Annotated in this window: 17 protein-coding genes; 15 read left to right on the top strand and 2 right to left on the bottom strand. The window is 64.6% G+C overall.

The genetic code is table 11. From position 1 onward, the window contains the following. Positions 1-125 precede the first annotated feature (125 nt). The 13 genes from ACLH0I_RS27660 (at position 126) to madM (ending at position 15089) form a co-directional block, all read left to right on the top strand. A complete protein-coding gene (locus ACLH0I_RS27660; protein WP_411385874.1) occupies positions 126-6059 on the top strand; it encodes an Hpt domain-containing protein in 5934 nt (1977 codons plus the stop codon). Continuing rightward, positions 6052-6513, top strand: coding sequence for a chemotaxis protein CheW (locus ACLH0I_RS27655; protein WP_411385873.1), 462 nt, complete (start codon positions 6052-6054; stop codon positions 6511-6513). Before ACLH0I_RS27660 ends, ACLH0I_RS27655 begins: the two co-directional genes overlap by 8 nt. 81 nt (positions 6514-6594) lie before the next feature. Continuing rightward, the gene (locus ACLH0I_RS27650; protein WP_053188905.1) at positions 6595-7224 is read left to right on the top strand and encodes a nucleotidyltransferase domain-containing protein; all 630 of its coding nucleotides are present in this window, start codon (positions 6595-6597) and stop codon (positions 7222-7224) included. Next, the gene (locus ACLH0I_RS27645) at positions 7187-7612 is read left to right on the top strand and encodes a hypothetical protein (RefSeq protein WP_053188902.1); all 426 of its coding nucleotides are present in this window, start codon (positions 7187-7189) and stop codon (positions 7610-7612) included. Before ACLH0I_RS27650 ends, ACLH0I_RS27645 begins: the two co-directional genes overlap by 38 nt. 223 nt (positions 7613-7835) lie before the next feature. Then, the gene (gene mdcA / locus ACLH0I_RS27640; protein WP_411385872.1) at positions 7836-9506 is read left to right on the top strand and encodes a malonate decarboxylase subunit alpha; all 1671 of its coding nucleotides are present in this window, start codon (positions 7836-7838) and stop codon (positions 9504-9506) included. Next, a complete protein-coding gene (locus ACLH0I_RS27635) occupies positions 9507-10382 on the top strand; it encodes a triphosphoribosyl-dephospho-CoA synthase (RefSeq protein ID WP_411385871.1) in 876 nt (291 codons plus the stop codon). Next, a complete protein-coding gene (locus ACLH0I_RS27630; protein ID WP_411385870.1) occupies positions 10382-10681 on the top strand; it encodes a malonate decarboxylase subunit delta in 300 nt (99 codons plus the stop codon). Before ACLH0I_RS27635 ends, ACLH0I_RS27630 begins: the two co-directional genes overlap by 1 nt. Continuing rightward, positions 10674-11525: a biotin-independent malonate decarboxylase subunit beta gene (locus tag ACLH0I_RS27625; protein ID WP_411385869.1), complete on the top strand. Its 852-nt coding sequence runs from the start codon at positions 10674-10676 to the stop codon at positions 11523-11525. The genes ACLH0I_RS27630 and ACLH0I_RS27625 overlap by 8 nt, the downstream gene beginning before the upstream one ends. Beyond that, positions 11522-12325, top strand: a complete 804-nt coding sequence (gene mdcE / locus ACLH0I_RS27620; RefSeq protein ID WP_250963779.1) for a biotin-independent malonate decarboxylase subunit gamma — start codon at positions 11522-11524, stop codon at positions 12323-12325. Before ACLH0I_RS27625 ends, mdcE begins: the two co-directional genes overlap by 4 nt. Next, positions 12322-12942 carry a malonate decarboxylase holo-ACP synthase gene (locus ACLH0I_RS27615; protein WP_250963780.1) on the top strand — a complete coding sequence of 207 codons (621 nt, stop codon included), beginning with the start codon at positions 12322-12324 and terminating at the stop codon, positions 12940-12942. The genes mdcE and ACLH0I_RS27615 overlap by 4 nt, the downstream gene beginning before the upstream one ends. Further along, on the top strand, positions 12939-13859 hold the full coding sequence (gene mdcH / locus ACLH0I_RS27610) for a malonate decarboxylase subunit epsilon (protein ID WP_411385868.1): 921 nt from the start codon (positions 12939-12941) through the stop codon (positions 13857-13859). Before ACLH0I_RS27615 ends, mdcH begins: the two co-directional genes overlap by 4 nt. 67 nt (positions 13860-13926) lie before the next feature. After that, positions 13927-14319, top strand: coding sequence for a malonate transporter subunit MadL (gene madL, locus ACLH0I_RS27605; RefSeq protein WP_250963782.1), 393 nt, complete (start codon positions 13927-13929; stop codon positions 14317-14319). A gap of 5 nt (positions 14320-14324) precedes the next feature. Beyond that, entirely contained in the window at positions 14325-15089 is a 765-nt protein-coding gene (madM, locus tag ACLH0I_RS27600; RefSeq protein WP_186729218.1) for a malonate transporter subunit MadM, read from the top strand. 111 nt (positions 15090-15200) lie between these two features. Here madM and ACLH0I_RS27595 read toward each other — a convergent pair whose 3' ends face one another. Beyond that, a complete protein-coding gene (locus tag ACLH0I_RS27595) occupies positions 15201-16115 on the bottom strand; it encodes a LysR substrate-binding domain-containing protein (protein WP_186707073.1) in 915 nt (304 codons plus the stop codon). 289 nt (positions 16116-16404) lie between these two features. Here ACLH0I_RS27595 and trhA point away from each other — a divergent pair, with 289 nt between their 5' ends. Continuing rightward, on the top strand, positions 16405-17022 hold the full coding sequence (gene trhA, locus ACLH0I_RS27590) for a PAQR family membrane homeostasis protein TrhA (protein WP_250963784.1): 618 nt from the start codon (positions 16405-16407) through the stop codon (positions 17020-17022). On the opposite strand, the gene ACLH0I_RS27585 is transcribed toward trhA, so the two are convergent. After that, on the bottom strand, positions 17010-17933 hold the full coding sequence (locus tag ACLH0I_RS27585; protein WP_053126180.1) for a LysR family transcriptional regulator: 924 nt from the start codon (positions 17931-17933) through the stop codon (positions 17010-17012). The two genes, trhA and ACLH0I_RS27585, sit on opposite strands and share 13 nt — an antisense overlap. Positions 17934-18038: 105 nt before the next feature. Between ACLH0I_RS27585 and ACLH0I_RS27580 the strand changes: the two genes are divergently transcribed. Next, positions 18039-19280: a D-amino acid dehydrogenase gene (locus tag ACLH0I_RS27580; RefSeq protein ID WP_411385867.1), complete on the top strand. Its 1242-nt coding sequence runs from the start codon at positions 18039-18041 to the stop codon at positions 19278-19280. Positions 19281-19288 lie beyond the last annotated feature (8 nt).

Genomic DNA, 19288 nt, shown 5'->3' with positions numbered 1-19288 from the left:
GCTCCCGCTGGGGGCGCAGCCGCCCCAAAGATTTTGTGAGCGCTGCGCACTCAAGCGGGAGCAAGCTCCCTCGCCACAGGGTTTTATTTTTGCCCTCGGCATATGACTGTTGATTTGGAGTGGTTATGGGTGATCGGCACGACTACGTGGCCCTGGAATGGGTCAAGGGCGAGATTGCCGAAACGCTGAAGCAGGCTCATCTGGCCCTCAACCGCCTGGTGGACGATCCCCAGGCGGCGGATGCCCTCGGGCAGTGCCTGGCCTGCATTCACCAGGTCCACGGCGGCCTGCAGATGGTCGAGTTCTACGGCGCGGCGCTGCTGGCCGAGGAGATGGAGCAGCTGTGCGCCGCCCTCGAGGACAACCGCGTCACCCATCGCGACGAAGCCATCAGCCTGTTGAGCCAGGCCCTGGGGCAGTTGCCGATCTACCTTGAGCGCGTACAAGGTGCCCGCCGTGACCTGCCGTTGGTGGTACTGCCCTTGCTCAACGACCTGCGCAGTGCCCGGGGCGAGAGCCTGCTGTCGGAAACCAGCCTGTTCAGCCCTGAACTGCCCGATATTGCGCCGCTTGACGACGAGGCCTTGCAGCGCCTTGAGCCCGCCGACCTGCCAAACACCTTGCGCAAATGGCGCCAGACCCTGCAAATGGCCCTGGTGGGCCTGCTGCGCGAACAGGACGACGCGACCCACCTCGGTTACCTGGCCAAAGTCTTCCAGCGCCTGGAAACCTTGTGCGCCGGCGCGCCGCTCAATGCGTTATGGCAGGTGGCCTCGGCGCTGGTCGAAGGCATGCGTGACGGGCGCATCGCCAACAGCCCAGCGCTGCGCAGCCTGTTCAAGGAAGCCGACAAGGAACTCAAGCGCCTGCTGGACCAAGGCATGCCCGGCATCAATCAGCCGGCACCGCCGCACCTGCTCAAGAGCTTGTTGTTCTATATTGCCAAGGCCGAACATCCCAGCGGGCAGATGCAGATCATGAAAGAACGCTACTCACTGGACGACGCGCTGCCCGACAGCGCCATGGTCGACGAAGAACGCGCGCGCCTGGCCGGGCCCGACCGCGATGCCATGCGCTCGGTGCTCGCCGCGCTGTGCGAGGAGTTGGTGCGGGTCAAGGAGCGCCTGGACTTGTTCGTACGCAGCGACCGCCAGCACGCCTCGGAACTGGACAGCCTGCTGGCGCCGCTGCGGCAGATCGCCGACACCCTGGCGGTGCTGGGCTTCGGCCAGCCGCGCAAGGTCATCATCGATCAACTGGCGGTGGTCCTGAGCCTTGCCCAAGGCCAGCGCGCGCCGGATGACGCGACCCTCATGGACGTTGCCGGGGCCTTGCTCTACGTCGAGGCGACCCTGGCCGGCATGGTCGGCACCGTCGAGCCCGAGAGCCGCGAAGACACGCACCTGCCCACCACCGACCTGACCCAGATCCACCAGATCGTCATCAAGGAAGCCCACACCTGCCTGCAACAGGCCAAGGACATGATCGTCGACTACATCGACGCGGACTGGAACAGCGAGCAACTTCAGCCCTTGCCGGCACTGCTGACCCAGGTGCGCGGCGCGCTGGCGATGATCCCCCTGGGCCGCGCCGCCAGCCTGGTGGAGGCCTGCAACGCGTTCATCCGCGACCACCTGCTGCTGGAGCAGGCCCAGCCGGGGTGGGAAGAACTCGACCACCTGGCCGACGTGATCACCGGCCTGGAATACTACCTGGAGCGCTTGAGCGAAGACCCGGAAACCCCTGGCGAGCCGTTGCTCGATGGGGTCGAGCGGAGCCTGGCCGCGCTCGGCTATTACCCTGACGAAGCGCGGGTGCCGGTGCTCGATGATGTGTTGAGCCCCAACGAAGCCCAGGTCATGCAGGATTTGCAGGAGCTGGACGACCCGCAGACCGTGCAGTCCTTGGCCGAGGTGCTGGCCAGCCCGGTCTCGGCGGTCAATCCGCCGGCCCGGAGCACCCCGGGCAGCCTGTTGCCGCCACCACTGGACGAAAGCCCGGTGGACGACGAATTGCGCGAGGTCTTCCTCGAGGAAACCGCCGAGGTGCTCGACGTTCTGCGTGAGTACCTGCCGCGCTGGGACGCGCATCCCGACGATGCTGTTGCCCTGGGCGAACTGCGCCGGGCGTTCCATACCTTGAAAGGCAGCGGCCGGATGGTGCGGGCGCTGGTGCTGGGCGAGCTGGCCTGGGCCGTGGAAAACCTGCTCAACCGGGTGCTGGAGCGCAGCGTCGAGCCGGGGGCGTCGGTCCGTCAGCTGATCGAAGATACCGTGCAATTGTTGCCGGACCTGGTGGCCGAATTCGCCGCCAATCGCCAGCGCCAGCGTGACGACGTCGACCGCCTGGCCGCCCGCGCCCATGGCCTGGCCAAGGGCGGCGATGAAGACGATGACGACGAGCAGGATGTAGCCGCTCTCGATCCGCTGCTGTTGAAGATCTTCGACAACGAAGCCCAGGGCCACCTCGCCAGTCTCAATCGTTTTCTCGACCAGGCGGCCGACCACCTGCCGTTGCAGGCCAGCGATGAATTGCAGCGGGCCTTGCACACCCTCAAGGGCAGTGCGTCCATGGCCGGCGTGCTGCCCATCGCCGAGCTGGCCGGTGCGATGGATGAGCTGGCCCGGGAATACCGGGCGCACCTGATCGCCCTCGACCTGGATGAGGTGGAGTTGCTGCTGGAGGCAGAGGGACTGCTGCGCCTGGGCCTGCGCCGGTTGCACAGCGAACCGCTGACGCCGATCCCCGGCGCCGGGGACCTGATCCAGCGCGCCCAGGCGCTGCTGGCCGAGCGCCTGCACGCCGCCAACAGTGCGCCGGGCAAAGCCCTGAGGACCAAGCGCGACCCACAATTGATCAATAATTTCCTTGCCCAGGGCATGGACATCTTGCTGGACGCCGAGAGCCTCTTGCAGCGCTGGCAGCAGCACCCTGGCGAAGGCCAGGAATTGAGTGCGCTGCTGGATGAACTGACCACCCTCGGCGAAGGCGCGCACCTGGCCGACCTGCACCCGGTGGACGAACTCTGCGAAGCTCTGCTGGACCTCTACGGCGCGGTGGAAGAAAGCAGCCTGGCGGTCAGCGATGAATTTTTCCAGCAAGCGCAGCGCGCCCATGAAGCGCTGATCGACATGCTCGATGAGCTGGCGGCCGGGCAGCACGTGCGTCCGCAACCCGAGCGGGTGCAGGCCTTGCGTCGCTTGCTTCAGGAGAGCCTCGACCCTTCGGCTACCGGCCTGATCCGCAGCGACGGCAGCCGCACCTTGAGCATCCGCGAGCTGGGCCACGCGACGGCGGAAATGGAACGTGACGCGCCCGCCGAGACCTCGATGGAAGATGACCTTGCGTCGATTTTCCTCGAAGAAGCCCAGGACATTCTCGAAAGCGCCGCCCAGGCCTTGCAACGCTGGTTGGCCGATCCGGACAATGGCGCGCCGTTGTCCTCGCTGCAACGTGACTTGCACACACTCAAGGGTGGCGCGCGGATGGCCGACATCCGGCCGGTGAGCGACCTGGCCCAGGAGCTGGAAAGCCTTTACGAAGGGCTGGTGGACCGGCGCTACAGCTACAGCGAGGAACTGGCGCAGTTGCTCGATAACAGCCACGAACGCCTCGACCTGTTGCTTGGGCAGTTGCAACAGGGCCAGCCGTTGGGCGATCCCGTTGCGCTGATCGACGCCATCCGCAGGTTTCGCCAGGACAAGCCGAACGCCATCGAGACGAGCGCCGCGGCCCAGGCCGACGGCACCGGCCATGATCCCGAGTTGCTGGAAATCTTCCTTGAAGAAGGCTTCGACATCCTCGACAGCTCAGGCGCGGCGCTGCTGCGCTGGCAGGAAGAACCGTCGAACCGCCAGGCCGTGGAAACCCTGCTGCGGGATTTGCACACCCTCAAGGGCGGCGCGCGGATGGTGGAAATCGGCCCCATCGGCGACCTCGCCCACGAGCTGGAAAACCTCTACGAAGGCCTGTCGGCGGGCCTGCTCCAGCCGACCCCGGCGCTGTTTGCCTTGTTGCAAAGCAGCCATGACCGACTGGCGCAGATGCTCGATGCGGTGCGCGCCGGTCACCCGTGCCCACTGGCCGACCGGCTGATCGCGCAGATCCAGGCGGTGAATCATCCCCAGGAAAGCGCGGCGCCACAGGCTGTTTCGGCACCGGAGCCGGTCCCCACCGCTAGCGTAAGTCTTCCCACGGCGCCGGCAAGACCGGACCCTGGCGCAGCGGGCGACGGTGCGGACATGGTCAAGGTCTCTGCCGAACTGCTCGACGACCTGGTGAACCTGGCGGGCGAAACGTCGATTTTCCGTGGGCGCATCGAACAGCAAGTCAACGACGCGCGCGTGGCCCTGGGCGAAATGGAAACCACCATCGAGCGCATGCGCGACCAGTTGCGGCGCCTGGACACCGAGACCCAGGGGCGGATTCTCAGCCGCCAGCAGGTGGAGGCCGAGCGCCTGGGCTACGAAGAATTCGACCCGCTGGAAATGGACCGGCATTCCCAGTTGCAGCAACTGTCCCGGGCGCTGTTCGAGTCCGCGTCGGACTTGCTCGAACTCAAGGAAACCCTGGATCGCAGCAACCACGACGCCGAAGTCCTGCTGCAACAGCAGGGGCGGATCAACACCGAGCTCCAGGAAGGCCTGATGCGCACGCGCATGGTGCCGTTCGAGCGCATGTTGCCGCGGCTCAAGCGCATCGTCCGGCAAGTGGCGCAGGAATTGGGCAAGGACGTTGAATTCGTGGTCGGCAATGCCGACGGTGAGATGGACCGTAATGTCCTGGAACGTATGGCCGCGCCGCTGGAACACATGCTGCGCAACGCCGTCGACCACGGCCTGGAGTCGGCCGACGTGCGCATCGCCGCCGGCAAGCCCGCGCGGGGGCGCATCAGCCTCGACCTGTCCCGGGAAGGCGGCGACATCATTTTCGACATCCGCGACGACGGCGCCGGCGTGCCGCTGGAAGCGGTGCGGCGCAAGGCGATCAAGCGTGGCCTGCTGGCGCCGGACAGCGACATCAGTGACCGCGACGTGCTGCAGTTCATCCTGCAACCGGGATTTTCCACCGCGGAAAAAATCACCCAGATCTCCGGGCGTGGCGTGGGCATGGACGTGGTCCACGAAGAGGTGCGGCAACTGGGTGGCAGCATGACGATTGATTCCACGCCGGGGCAGGGCGTGCACTTCCGCATTCGCCTGCCGTTTACCGTGGCGGTGAACCGGGCGTTGATGGTGCATTGTCACGACGACCAGTACGCGATCCCACTGAACGCCATCGACAGCATGGTCCGGGTGTTGCCGGCCGAACTGGACGGCTATTACCAGCTCGATCCGCCGACCTACACCTACGCCGGGCAACGCTATGAGCTGTGCTATCTCGGCGAGTTGCTGAAAACCGGCGGTCGCCCGAAATTGCTGGGCCAGAGCCAACCCTTGCCGGTGCTGCTGGTGCAATGCAACGAGCGGCACGTCGCCGTGCAGGTGGACGCCATCGCCGGGACCCGGGAGATCGTGGTCAAGAGCCTGGGGCCGCAATTCGCGACGGTGCAGGGCTTGTCCGGGGCGACGATCCTGGGGGATGGCCGGGTGGTGTTGATCCTCGACCTGCTGGCGCCGATCCGCGCCTTGCCCCATCAGGTTCCACGCCGCCCGATGCCGGCCGACGGCGAGGGCGAGCCGCAACGGCCGTTGCTGGTGCTGGTGGTGGATGATTCGGTGACGGTGCGCAAGGTCACCAGCCGCCTGCTGGAACGCCACGGCATGCACGTCCTGACCGCCAAGGACGGCGTGGATGCCATGGCGTTGCTGGGCGAACACGCGCCGGACCTGATGCTGCTGGACATCGAAATGCCGCGCATGGACGGTTTCGAAGTGGCCACCCAAGTGCGCAACGACCCGCGCCTGGCGCACCTGCCGATCATCATGATCACCTCCCGTACCGGCCAGAAACACCGCGACCGCGCCATGGCCATTGGCGTCAACGACTACCTGGGCAAGCCGTACCAGGAGTCGGTGCTGCTCGACAGCATCGCCTACTGGAGCAAAACCCATGCATGAACATCGCACCAGCCACCTCACCGGGTTACTGCTGCCCTTGGCCGACCGACACCTGATCCTGCCCAACGTGGCGGTGGCCGAATTGATCGATTACCAAAGCAGCGCCTTCGATCTGGACACCCCGCCGTGGTTCCTGGGCTGGGTAAGCTGGCGCGAACGGCAAATCCCGCTGCTGAGCTTCGAGTCGGCCTGCGGCCAGAAAACCGTGATGGGCGAGCGTGTGCGCATCGTCGTGCTCAATGCCCTGGGCGGCCGGCCGGAGCTGCGCTTCATCGCGCTACTGGTGCAAGGCATCCCCCGCTCCTGCAAGCTCGACAGCCAGTTGAGCTACGTCGACGTGCCGCTGTGCGGGCTGGAACAGGCGGCGGTGCAAGTGGGGGAACATGTGGCGAAAGTGCCGGATCTGTTGGCGTTGGAAGAGTTGGTGGTTGCAGCGGGGCTGGTCAGCAACTGAACCCCTGTATAAACGCTTCAGGACTTGTAAAGTCCCAATAAGGGACCTATCGTTCCCTTTTTGGGACTACAGACTGCTTCCATGAATCATCTCTCTCTCGGCGATGCTTTGTTCACCGCCACCCAGCAGCGGATCTTGGGTTTGCTATTCGGTAAGCCAGATCAAAGTTTCTACACCAATGAAATTGCCCGCTGGGCTCAAATAGGCAAGGGCAGCCTCATGCGCGAGCTGGAGCGCCTGCAACGATCAGGCGTGCTCACCATGACTCGTCTGGGCAATCAAACCCATTATCAAGCCAACCCCCTCTGTCCGATTTACGCTGAACTGTTGGGTATCGTGCAGAAGACCATCGGCATCGCCGAACCGTTGCGCCAGGCATTGGCGCCGTTTTCAGAACGACTGCGCTGGGCGTTCGTCTATGGCTCCATCGCGAAAGGCCAAGCGAACACATCCAGTGACATAGACCTCATGCTGATCGGCGAAGGCCTGCACTACAGTGAAGTCATGGAGCAGCTCCTGCCTCTGGAAGAACAACTGGGCCGCCCGCTAAACCCAACGCTCTACACCCCCCAGGACTGGCTCGCGAAATTTGCCGCTGGCAACAGTTTCGTGGTGCGTGTAGCGCAACAGGACAAGATCAATTTGCTGGGTGAGAACCCTTTGGAAGCCAAGGATGGGCAAGCAAGAAAACCTGGAAAACCTGTTACGTAGCGGCGGCCTGAAAGCCGAACCACCGGATCGTCAGGAATGTGAGGGCCTGATGCGTTCGGCGACGGATCGCTTGAAGGATGCACAGACAACGTCCCTTTCTTTCGCCAGCCGGTTCGACCTGGCATACAACGCCGCCCATGCCTTGGCGCTCACGGCGCTACGCTTGAATGGTTACCGCTCGGACAAGCGCTATCTGGTCTTCCAATGCCTGACTCACACGGCGGACGTCAGCAAAGTACAGGTTCGGTTATTCGTGTTGTGCCATGAGCGGCGCAACCTTGCCGAGTACGAGGGGTATATGGATGAAGATGATGCGCTGCTTACTCAACTGATTGAGAGCGCTGCGGAACTGCTCAAACGGGTCCGGCAATTGATGGCCAAGACTTGATATCCGTGGCGAGGGAGCTTGCTCCCGCTGGGCCGCGAAGCGGCCCCAAAAGCGACGACTGCTGCGCAGCCGAGCGGGAGCAAGCTCCCTCGCCACAGAAGCTTTGTCCGCTGCGGCATTCAACCATTACTCCCACCGTAATGATCCGCCGCTGAGCTTGATTGATGCCCACGCCACAACACTTCTAAGGTGAGCTCCACGACAGCGAACCCGTGGAGTGGTCATGACAACAACAATATCCCCCGACTCGCGCTGGACGCGGCGGCGCAGCGAGAAGCAGCGGCGTCTCGGGCTGGTGAAGGGGCTTGCCGACGGTGTGGTGCTGCCCACCGACAAGATCGTCGCGGCGCTGGAGGCGTTGATCCTGCCCGGCGACCGTGTGGTGCTGGAAGGGAACAACCAGAAGCAGGCGGACTTCCTGTCCCGCTCCCTGGCGAAAGTCGACCCTTCGAAGCTGCATGACCTGCACATGATCATGCCCAGCGTCGGTCGTTCCGAGCACTTGGACCTGTTCGAACGCGGCATCGCCCGCAAGCTCGATTTTTCTTTCGCCGGTACCCAGAGCCTGCGCATCAGCCAGTTGCTGGAAGACGGCCTGCTGGAAATCGGCGCGATCCACACCTACATCGAGCTCTATGCCCGGCTGGTGGTGGACCTGATTCCCAATGTCGTGCTCTCGGCCGGTTTCATGGCCGACCGCGCCGGCAATATCTACACCGGCCCCAGCACCGAAGACACGCCGGCGCTGATCGAACCGGCGGCCTTCAGCGACGGCATCGTTATCGTCCAGGTCAATCAGTTGGTAGACGATGTCAGCGATTTGCCGCGAGTCGATATCCCGGCGTCCTGGGTGGATTTCGTGGTGGTGGCCGACAAACCGTTCTACATCGAACCGTTGTTCACTCGCGACCCTCGCCATATCAAGCCTGTGCATGTGCTGATGGCGATGATGGCGATCCGTGGGATCTACGAAAAACACAACGTCCAGTCCCTCAATCACGGCATTGGTTTCAACACCGCCGCCATCGAATTGATCTTGCCGACCTACGGCGAATCCCTTGGTTTGAAAGGCAAGATCTGCCGCAACTGGACCCTCAATCCGCACCCGACGCTGATCCCGGCCATCGAGAGCGGCTGGGTCGAAAGCGTGCATTGCTTCGGCACCGAGTTGGGCATGGAAAATTACATCGCCGCGCGCCCCGACGTGTTCTTCACCGGCCATGACGGTTCGCTGCGCTCCAACCGCATGGTCTGCCAACTGGCGGGGCAGTACGCGGTGGACCTGTTCATCGGCGCCACCCTGCAAGTGGACGGCGACGGCCACTCCTCCACGGTGACCCGCGGTCGACTGGCCGGCTTCGGCGGTGCGCCGAACATGGGCCATGACCCCCGCGGTCGCCGTCATGGCACGCCGGCCTGGCTCGACATGCGCCACAGCGATGGCGAGGCACCGTTGCTCGAACGCGGCAAGAAGCTGGTGGTGCAGATGGTCGAGACGTTCCAGGAGGGCGGCAAGCCCACCTTCGTCGACACCCTCGACGCGGTGGACGTGGCGAAGAAAGCCGGCATGCCCCTGGCGCCGATCATGATCTACGGCGATGACGTCACCCACCTGCTCACCGAAGAGGGCATCGCCTATCTGTATAAGGCCCGCTCCCTGGAAGAGCGCCAGGCGATGATCGCCGCCGTGGCCGGCGTCACTGCCATCGGCCTGCGCCATGACCCGAAAGACACCGCACGCATGCGCCGCGAAGGGCTGATCGCCTTGCCCGAAGACCTCGGCATCCGCCGCACCGACGCCACTCGCGAGCTGCTCGCGGCCAAGAGCGTGGCCGATCTGGTGGAATGGTCTGGTGGCCTCTACAACCCGCCCGCCAAGTTCAGGAGCTGGTAAATGCGCGCCCTTAATCTGCAACCCAAGACGTTATCCCTGGCTGAACGTTTGGCCGATCTGGCGGTGGACGCGCTGATCGACGAAGCCGACCTCTCACCCAAACCGGCCCTGGTGGACCGGCGCGGCAGCGGCGCCCACACCGACCTGCACCTGGGCCTGATGCACGCCTCGGCACTGTCGCTGTGGCCGGCCTTCAAGGAAATGGCCGAGGCCGCCCTCGACTGCGGCAAGATCGGTTTGCCATTGCGCGAGGCCCTCGGCCGGATCGGCCGAGAAGGTGAAGCCGCGATGCTTGTTACCACGGGCGGCGTCAATACGCATCGTGGTGCGATCTGGGCCTTGGGCTTGCTCGTCGCGGCGGCGGCGCTGGAGCCTGAATCCAACGTCGCGGGCGCCGTCACGCTACGTGCCGCCCGCCTGGCCTTGCTCACCGACCGTTATGCGCCCCAGCCCTTGAGCCACGGCGCCCAGGTCGCCCAGCGCTACGGCGTGCGCGGCGCCCGGGAAGAAGCGCAACTGGCGTTCCCGGCGGTGACGGGCCTGGGCTTGCCGCAACTCAAGCGCAGCCGCGCGGCGGGGGTGGGCGAGCAGAACGCTCGCCTGGATGCCTTGCTGGCGATCATGACAACACTGGCCGACACCTGCGTGCTTTACCGCGCCGGCGAAGCGGGTCTGCAAGCCATGCAGCAGGGTGCCAAAGCGGTGCTCGACGTCGGTGGCAGTGCGAGCCTGGGCGGCCGTCGCCAATTGCATGCGCTGGACCAACAACTGATTGCCTTGAACGCCTCGCCCGGCGGCGCTGCCGACCTGCTCGCCGCCTGCCTGTTCCTCGATCGCATCGAGCGCGGCGATGGCTTCTTCCCAGGAGTGTGCTGATGGAAACCTTATCCTTTGAATTCCCCGCCGGGCAGCCGCCACGGGGCCGGGCGCTGGTGGGCTGTGTCGGCTCGGGCGATCTGGAAGTGCTCATCGAGCCTGGCCTGGCGGGCAAGCTGACCATCCAGGTGCAGACCTCGGTCAATGGCAGCGAGCAGCGCTGGCGGCATCTGTTTGCCCGGATGTTCGACGGTCAGACACCGTCCGCGATGAGCATCGACATCCATGATTTCGGCGCCACCCCCGGCGTGGTGCGCCTGCGTCTGGAACAAGGCTTCGAGGAGATCGGCCATGACTGACAGCGCAGCGTTGCTCAACAAGCACAGCTTCGTCGAACTCGGCGCCCGGCAACGGGCCAAGGCCTTGCTCGATGCTGGTACGTTCCGCGAATTGCTCGACCCGTTCCAGCGGATCATGTCACCGTGGCTGTTGCGCCAAGGCGTGGTGCCGCAAAGCGACGACGGCGTAGTGATCGCCAAGGGCATGCTCGATGGCCTGCCCGTGGTGATCGCCGCTATCGAAGGGGCGTTCCAGGGGGGCAGCCTCGGCGAAGTCGGCGGGGCGAAAATTGCCGGTGCGTTGGAATTGGCGGCGCAGGACAACCGCAAAGGCATTCCGACCCGCGCCGTGTTGCTGCTGGAAACCGGCGGCGTGCGGTTGCAGGAAGCCAACCTCGGGCTTGCGGCGATTGCCGAGATTCACTCGGCGATAGTCGATCTGCGCCAGTACCAGCCAGTGGTGGGTGTGGTCGCCGGCAGCGTCGGTTGCTTTGGCGGCATGTCCATTGCCGCCGGGCTGTGCAGCTATCTGCTGGTGACCCGGGAAGCACGGCTGGGCCTGAACGGTCCGCAAGTGATCGAACAGGAAGCCGGCCTCGACGAATACGACTCCCGCGACCGGCCCTTCATCTGGAGCCTGACCGGCGGTGAGCAGCGTTTCGCCACCGGACTGGTGGACCGTTACGCGGCCGACGATGTAACGCAGATCCGCCAGCAGGTCAGCCAGTTGCTGCACCTGGGCGTGCCCGCGCAGCACCGCAGTGGCCAGGCCGAACTGTTCCTGCAACGCCTGGCCCGTTTGGACACCGACGTGCAAATCGAACCGGAAGCGGTTCGCCAGCTGTACCAGGGAGAACGCCCATGAGTGCTTATTCGTTGAGAGGCTTGCGCTGGTTCGAGGCCTTGAGTGGTGGTGCCAGGACGGTGCAAGGTTTACCCGCTTCGTTGAAAGTCGCCGATGTCAGCCTGGGCGAACAAACCGTGCGCCTGCTGGCGGTGGTGGCCGATCCCGATAACCGTTTTCCTCGGGCGCGCAATGGCGAAGTCGGCTTGCTGGAAGGGTGGGGCCTGGCCAAGGCGGTGGATGACGCCATCGACGCCGACCGCGATGCGGTCAACAAGCGTGCGCTGATCGCCATTGTCGACGTACCGAGCCAGGCCTATGGCCGGCGCGAAGAAGCGCTGGGCATTCACCAGGCCCTGGCCGGCGCCGCCGACAGTTACGCCCGCGCCCGGTTGGCCGGGCATCCGGTGATTGGCTTGCTGGTGGGCAAGGCGATGTCGGGGGCGTTCCTGGCCCACGGCTACCAGGCCAACCGGTTGATTGCCCTGCGCGACCCGGGCGTGATGGTCCACGCCATGGGCAAGGCTTCGGCGGCGCGGGTGACCTTGCGCAGTGTCGAGGAGCTTGAAGCGCTGGCTGCCAGCGTGCCGCCGATGGCCTATGACATCGACAGCTTTGCCAGCCTGGGATTGCTGTGGGAAACCTTGTCGGTGGAGCAGATCGAACAGCCCTCGGCGAGTGATCTGGCCCGAGTCACCGCTTGCCTGAAACATGCGATCAATGATGTCGCCGCGGCGCCCCGCGACTTGAGCAGCCGCCTCGGTGCGACCCATCGGGCGGCCTCCAGCACGGTTCGCCAATTGTTGAGCGCGCAGTGGTGAATACGTACATGGCCCATGACCTGCTCTGGGGGATGACCCCGGAGCAAGTGCCTGCGGATGCGCCGGCATGGGTGGTTGAATCGATGGCCGCCGGTCAACCGGTGGTGGTTCGGCGCTCGCTGACGGCACCGGATCGAATCGCGATCGGCGTGCGCGGGCGCTTGCGCGAGCAGCGTTATGCAACGTCGATGTCGGTCGCGGCGATTTCCCGTTGCGTCAGGCCGGAAGACCTCTGCCACGTCGAGTCGACTCGCGACCTGCCGGCCCTGCACACGCTGGCCCGCCTGCGCCCGCTGCTCGATGCCAGCGGCTGGGCCTGGGGTGTCAGCGGCAGCGCCGGGTTCGAACTCGCCACCGGCGTCGAGGCACTGCATGAACGCAGCGACCTGGATCTGATTCTGCGCACACCGCAGTTCCTGGATCGTCTCCAGGCCAAGGAGTTGCTGGCGCTACTGGATGCTTCGGTATGCGCCGTGGACATGCAGTTGCAAACCCCTTGCGGCGCCGTGGCCTTGCGCGAATGGGCGGGCTCGTCCCGTCGGGTCTTGCTCAAGGATGATGTTCAGGCCCGGCTGGTGAGCGATCCCTGGCAGCCTTCGTTGGAGCAGGTCGCGTGAGCAGCCTCTTCGTCTTTCCCGGCCAGGGTGCGCAGCGCGTGGGCATGCTCCATGGGGTGGCGCCGTGGATCTTGGACGAGGCAGGTGCTGTGCTCGGTGAAGACGTCTTGCGGCTGGACAGCGCTGAAGCCTTGCAATCGACCCGCGCCGTGCAGCTGTGCTTGCTGATCGCTGGCGTGGCGGCGGCCCGTCGCTTGCTGGAACAGGCACCTGCGCCGGACTACGTCGCGGGATTGTCCATCGGTGCGTATCCGGCGGCGGTCGTTGCCGGGGCGCTGGACTTCGAGGATGCGCTGCGGCTGGTCAGCCTGCGCGGCGAATTGATGCAACAGGCGTATCCCCAAGGCTACGGCATGACCGCGATCATCGGCCTGGATCTCGCGGCAGTGGAAGCCTTGCTGGCCCAGGTGCACAGTGAAACAACGCCGGTCTACCTGGCCAATATCAATGCCGATAACCAAGTGGTCATTGCCGGCAGCGATGAAGCCATGGACCTCGTCGCTGAGCAAGCCCGTCGCCAAGGTGCTGGCAAGGCCTGCCGGCTGGCGGTAAGCGTGCCGTCCCATTGCCCGTTGCTGGAGGCTCCGGCACGGACGTTGGCCGAGGCGTTTGCCGAGGTGCCGTTGAAAGCGCCTGTCCTGGGCTATCTCAGCGGCAGCCGCGCCCGGCCAGTGATCAAGGTCGAGGCCTTGCGCGACGACCTGGCCTTCAACATGTGCCGCGTCGTCGATTGGCGCGGCACGGTGCAAAGCGCCTACGAACGAGGCGTGCGGCTGCAGATCGAACTGCCGCCCGGTGCGGTGCTCACCGCCCTGGCGCGCCGGGTGTTCGACCAGGGCTCTGTCATGGCTTATGACGGTGCCCGGCTCGATACCTTGCAAGCGCTGTTGCGTGAGGAGGGAAACCGCCAACCCTAGACCACCGACTCAAGCTGGCGAAGCACAAAAACAACAACTTCGACGATGCATTTTGAGGACTACGACAATGATTATTTACGGTGTGGCGTTCCTGGCCTTTTGTACCCTGGCGGGTATTTTCATCGGTGAGCTGCTGGGCAAGCTGATTGGCGTGCCGGCCAACGTCGGCGGCGTCGGCATTGCGATGCTGCTGTTGATCGGCCTGGGCAGTTACCTGAACAAACGCGGCCTGTTCACGGGCAAATCCGAGGCCGGCGTGGAATTCTGGAGCGCGGTCTACATCCCCATCGTGGTCGCGATGGCGGCACAGCAAAACGTCTACGGTGCGCTCAAGGGCGGGCCGATGGCGATCCTGGCCGGGACCCTGGCGGTGGTGATTGCCTTTGCGTTGGTACCGGTGCTGGTGCGCATTGGCAACAAAGGGCCTCAGGCCGACATCTCCGTCAAGACGGTCGGGTGATTGCCATGTACGAATCCATGATGAAAGTCATCACCGGCTACGGCCTGATCAGCGGTTTTGCCATTGTCGGCATCACCATGTGGGTGTCCTACTGGATCAGCAATACCTTCACCAAGGGACGCCTGCATGGCTCGGCGATCGCTATCCTGCTGGGACTGGTGCTCTCCTACATCGGCGGGGCAATGACCGGTGGGCAGAAGGGCGTGGTGGACATTCCGCTGCTGTCCGGGATTGGCTTGCTGGGCGGCGCCATGCTGCGGGACTTCGCCATCGTCGCCACGGCATTCGGCGTGAGTGTCGAGGAACTCAAGCGCGCCGGTTTCGTTGGAGTGCTGGCCTTGTTCGTCGGGGTCGGTACGTCGTTCATTGCCGGGGTTGGCGTGGCGATGGCCTTTGGTTATACCGATTCGGTGAGCCTGACCACCATCGGTGCGGGAGCCGTGACCTACATCGTCGGGCCGGTGACCGGGGCGGCGATTGGGGCCACTTCCGAGGTGATGGCCCTGTCCATTGCCGCCGGGTTGATCAAGGCGATCCTGGTGATGGTGGCGACACCGTTCGTGGCGCCGTACATCGGCCTCAACAACCCGCGTAGCGCGGTGATCTTCGGCGGGCTCATGGGTACTTCCAGTGGCGTGGCCGGTGGCCTGGCGGCGACCGATCCGAAGCTGGTGCCGTATGGCTGTCTGACGGCGGCGTTCTATACCGCCCTTGGGTGCTTGCTCGGGCCTTCGCTGTTGTTCCTGATTATGCGGGGGTTGATGGGGTAGGGCTTGAATCCTTATTGAAAGGACTGTCGCCATCGCGAGCAAGCTCGCTCCCACAGTTGACCGCATGTCCCTGTGGGAGCGAGCTTGCTCGCGATTGGGGGCAACCGGGTTTCAAGCCTGACGATTGGCATACATCCGGCACTCCGCCAGCAACGCCAGCAGGTTCGGATCGCGCTCCTTGGCCTTGAGGAACACCACGCCAATGTGCTGCTGCAACCGGTACTTTTCCTGCAACGGGATCAGCTTCACCCGGTTTTCATACACCGCCGCAATCCGGCCTGGCAGCAAAGCGTAGCCCACCCCGGAACTGACCATGCTCAGCAGGGTGAAGATGTCGTTGACCTGCATCGCCACCTTCGGCTCGAAGCCCGCCTGCTTGAACACCCGTACACCGTCCTGATGCGTGGCGAAGCCCTGGGTCAGGGTGATGAACGTCTCGTCGCGGACCTCGGCCAAGTCGACTTCGCTGCGCTGGGCAAAGGGCGAGTCGGCCGGCGTGGCGAGGAAGATGTCATCGGAAAACAGCGCGATCTGCTCGCAATCCGGGTCGTTGACGCTGTCGTCCAGGGACACCAGGATCGCATCGACTTCCATGTTCTTGAGCTTGTACAGCAGGTCGATGTTGGAGCCCATGATCAGGTCGATATTGAGTTCGCTGCGGCGGATCTTCAGGCCCATGATCAACTGCGGCACGGTCTTGACCGTCAGCGAATACAGCGAGCCAAGCTTGAAGCGCTCGGCGGAGAAGCCGGCGGCCTCGCGGGTCAGGCGCACACTGTCGACCACGTCCTGGATCAGCTTCTGCGCCCGTTCCTCCAGCACATAGGCGCTTTCCAGCGGCGTGAGGTTGCGGCCTTCGTGCTTGAACAGCGGGCAGCGCAAGGCGCTTTCCAGCGAATGGATGGCCCGGTGCACGCTGACGTTGCTGGTCTGCAACTCGGCCGCCGCCCGCGCCAGGTTGCCGGTGCGCATGAAGGCCAGGAACACCTCGAGTTTCTTCAGGGTCAATTCTTCGTCGATCAGCATGGGGCGGACTCTTATTCGTATGGCCCGATTGTGCCCCAATCGACTTTTTTTGGAGGGTTAATCTGTGGCGAGGGGATTTATCCCCGCTGGGCTGCGCAGCAGCCCCAAATCCTGTCACCTCGGGGTGTCAGGCTGATCGCATTCAGGTGTATTGGGGCCGCTTCGCAGCCCAGCGGGGATAAATCCCCTCGCCACAAGGTATGTCTCCAGGTTTAAAAAGCAAACCATTGCACTTTCACGCGCCAGGCCTGAGCCTGGCCCCCTGTTTCTAAATGTGAGGTGGTAGTGGATGTATCACGGGGAACGACTCAACGCCTGGACGCACCTGGTGGGGGCGGTCGCGGCGTTTATCGGCGCGGTGTGGTTGCTGGTGATCGCCGGGATGGCGGGCGATCCCTGGAAGATCGTCAGCGTGGCGATCTACGGGTTCACCTTGCTGGTGCTGTACAGCGCTTCGACGGTCTACCACAGCGTGCGCGGGCGCAAAAAAGAAATCATGCAGAAGGTCGATCACTTTTCGATCTACCTGTTGATTGCCGGCAGCTACACCCCGTTCTGCCTGGTGACCCTGCGCGGGCCGTGGGGCTGGACGTTGTTCGGGATCGTCTGGGGGCTGGCCGTGATTGGGATCCTGCAGGAAATCAAGCCGCGTTCCGAAGCGCGGATCCTGTCGATCGTGATCTACGCCGTGATGGGCTGGATCGTGCTGGTGGCGGTCAAACCCCTGCTGGCGGCCCTGGGCGGCAGCGGGTTCGCCTGGTTGGCCTCGGGCGGCGTGCTGTACACCGTTGGCATCATCTTTTTCGCCCTCGACCACCGGCTGCGCCACGCCCATGGCATCTGGCACTTGTTTGTCATGGCCGGCAGTCTGCTGCACTTCGTGGCGATTCTGTTCTACGTGCTCTGAGCGGCGGCGAACAGGCGATCCAGTTGCGCCTGGGCCTGGCTGGCAACAATCTCCAGCAACGCGCCGAGGGTATGCACCGGGGCCTCGTCGGCTCGGGTCACGGCGTACAGCGAAATGGGCAGCGGTGGCGACAATGGCCGGATGGCCGTGCGGGTGCTCGAAGCGCCGAGCGCCGTGAACGGATCGATCACCGCCAGCCCGGCGCCGGACTCGACCATGGCCCGGGCCAGTGAATAGGTCTGTACGGCGATGCTGATGCGCGGCGGCGGTTCAACGGCCTTGAGATAACCGTCCAGCTTGGCCGAAAGCGGGTCGGCGCTGGACAGGCCGATCAACGGTGCACCGGCCAGCGCTTGCAACGGCATCGGCTGGCCCACCTGCGCTTCGGGCCAATGCCCGCTCGGCGCCAGGGCCACCAACACGCCGCTGGCCAGGGTCTGGGCCTTGAGTCCTGGATGATCGGGCGGTTGCAGGGTCAGGGCCACATCGATTTCGCGCATCAGCAGGTTTTGCGTCAGTTCGCGGCTGTGGGCGCTGGACAATTCGCAGACGATGTCCGGGTAGCGTCGGGTCCATTGATGGATCGCCGCCGGCAATAGCGACAAGGCCAGGGCCGGTGTCGCGCCGATCCGCAGGCTGTGGCCCGGCTCGCGGCGCAGGCTCTGGGCGAGACGCCGGACACCTTGCAGGCTCTCGCTGACCTTGTCGACTTCGCGCTCCAGCTCCAACGCTTCGGGGGTGGCCTGCAACTTGCCGCGCACCCGCAGGAATAACGCAAACCCCAATTGCTGCTCGGCATGCTGCAGTACTTTGGTCACCGCCGGTTGCGAAACGTGCAGCAGTTGGGCCGCACCACTGATGGAGCCGGTCTGGCGGATGGCCTGGAAAATCTCGATATGACGAAGGCGCATGGCAAGCCCATAACCTTTGTTTATAGGGGCCCCATCTTTATTCATTGTTCGCGGCCTGTCACCTGGCCCTAACCTGAAGCCATTCAAAACAGATGTGAGACGGACATGGCTCAGCGGGTTTGCATCATCGGCGGTGGCGTGGTGGGGCTGGCGACGGCTTATGCGCTGGTGCGCGACGGCATCGACGTGACGGTGGTGGAGGCCCGGGAGACCTTGGGCAGCGAAACCAGTTTCGCCAACGGTGGCCAGCTGTCCTATCGCTATGTCGCTCCGCTGGCGGATGCCGGCGTGCCCTGGCAGGCCTTGGGCTGGATGCTGCGCGGTGACTCGCCGCTCAAGCTGCGGCCACGCCTGGACCCGGCGCAGTGGCGCTGGATGGCTGCGTTCATTGGCGCGTGCCGGACTTCGGTCAATCGGCGCAACGGCGCCCACCTGCTGCGCCTGGCGCTGTTGAGCCAGGCGACCTTGCAGGGCTGGCGCGAGCAGGACCACCTCGACGGCTTCGAGTGGCGGCGCAACGGCAAGCTGGTGACGTTTCGCGACGCCGGGCATTTCCGGCGCGCGCGGCAGGGGTTGGCGGACAGTGCCTCTCAGCAGATGCTTGGCCCCGCCGAGTGCGCGATCCTGGAACCGGCCCTGGCCGGCGTGCCGTATGTAGGCGGGATCTACACACCGGATGAGGAGGTCGCCGATTGCCATGGGTTCTGCCAGCAATTGGCGGCACGTTTGCGCGCTTCGGGGCGCTGCGAGTTCGTGTTGGGGCAGCCGGTCAGCGCCATCGAACACGCCAATGGCGCGGTGCAGGCCATCGTGCTGGACGGGCAGCGGCTGCCGGTGGAGCACCTGGTGATCGCTGCCGGCCACCGCAGCGCCGCGCTCGCCTTGCCCGGCGTGCGGATGCCGCTGTATCCGCTCAAGGGCTACAGCTTGACCGTGCCCATTGGTCCCGAGCATCAGGCGCCGGAGTTGAGCATCACCGACTACGACCGCAAGGTTGTCTATGCGCGGATCGGCGAACAATTGCGAATCGCGGCGATGGTCGACATCGTCGGCTTCGACCCGACACCGGACCCCAAGCGCCTGGCCTTGATCAAGCGCCAGGCCCTGGAAACTTTTCCCCAGGCTGGGGATTATTCCCGTGCCATCGAATGGGCCGGCATGCGCCCGGCCACCCCCAGCGGCGTGCCGCTGATCGGCGCCACCGGCTACCGTAACCTGTGGCTCAACCTGGGCCATGGGGCCCTGGGTTTTACCCTGGCGTGTGGCAGCGCTCGCGTGCTCAGCGAGCTGATCCGCCAGCACACACCTTCCATCGACTTGCAGGGCCTGACGCCCCGCGCCGCCTGACTTACCCA

This window comes from Pseudomonas sp. MPB03 (assembly GCF_046605385.1).
Classification (GTDB): Bacteria; Pseudomonadota; Gammaproteobacteria; order Pseudomonadales; family Pseudomonadaceae; genus Aquipseudomonas; species Aquipseudomonas zanjanensis.
Note: the sequence above shows the minus strand (reverse complement) of the source record. Positions and strands in the feature narration are given on the sequence as shown.

Coding starts and splice junctions, on each gene's coding strand:
- ACLH0I_RS27635 (WP_411385871.1), top strand. CDS start 9,507: ATGCGCGCCCTTAATCTGCAACCCAAGACGTTATCCCTGGCTGAACGT.
- mdcA (WP_411385872.1), top strand. CDS start 7,836: ATGACAACAACAATATCCCCCGACTCGCGCTGGACGCGGCGGCGCAGC.
- ACLH0I_RS27595 (WP_186707073.1), bottom strand. CDS start 16,115: ATGCTGATCGACGAAGAATTGACCCTGAAGAAACTCGAGGTGTTCCTG.
- ACLH0I_RS27585 (WP_053126180.1), bottom strand. CDS start 17,933: ATGCGCCTTCGTCATATCGAGATTTTCCAGGCCATCCGCCAGACCGGC.
- ACLH0I_RS27630 (WP_411385870.1), top strand. CDS start 10,382: ATGGAAACCTTATCCTTTGAATTCCCCGCCGGGCAGCCGCCACGGGGC.
- mdcE (WP_250963779.1), top strand. CDS start 11,522: ATGAGTGCTTATTCGTTGAGAGGCTTGCGCTGGTTCGAGGCCTTGAGT.
- ACLH0I_RS27625 (WP_411385869.1), top strand. CDS start 10,674: ATGACTGACAGCGCAGCGTTGCTCAACAAGCACAGCTTCGTCGAACTC.
- ACLH0I_RS27645 (WP_053188902.1), top strand. CDS start 7,187: ATGGGCAAGCAAGAAAACCTGGAAAACCTGTTACGTAGCGGCGGCCTG.
- madL (WP_250963782.1), top strand. CDS start 13,927: ATGATTATTTACGGTGTGGCGTTCCTGGCCTTTTGTACCCTGGCGGGT.
- ACLH0I_RS27580 (WP_411385867.1), top strand. CDS start 18,039: ATGGCTCAGCGGGTTTGCATCATCGGCGGTGGCGTGGTGGGGCTGGCG.
- ACLH0I_RS27655 (WP_411385873.1), top strand. CDS start 6,052: ATGCATGAACATCGCACCAGCCACCTCACCGGGTTACTGCTGCCCTTG.
- ACLH0I_RS27660 (WP_411385874.1), top strand. CDS start 126: ATGGGTGATCGGCACGACTACGTGGCCCTGGAATGGGTCAAGGGCGAG.
- madM (WP_186729218.1), top strand. CDS start 14,325: ATGTACGAATCCATGATGAAAGTCATCACCGGCTACGGCCTGATCAGC.
- trhA (WP_250963784.1), top strand. CDS start 16,405: ATGTATCACGGGGAACGACTCAACGCCTGGACGCACCTGGTGGGGGCG.
- ACLH0I_RS27650 (WP_053188905.1), top strand. CDS start 6,595: ATGAATCATCTCTCTCTCGGCGATGCTTTGTTCACCGCCACCCAGCAG.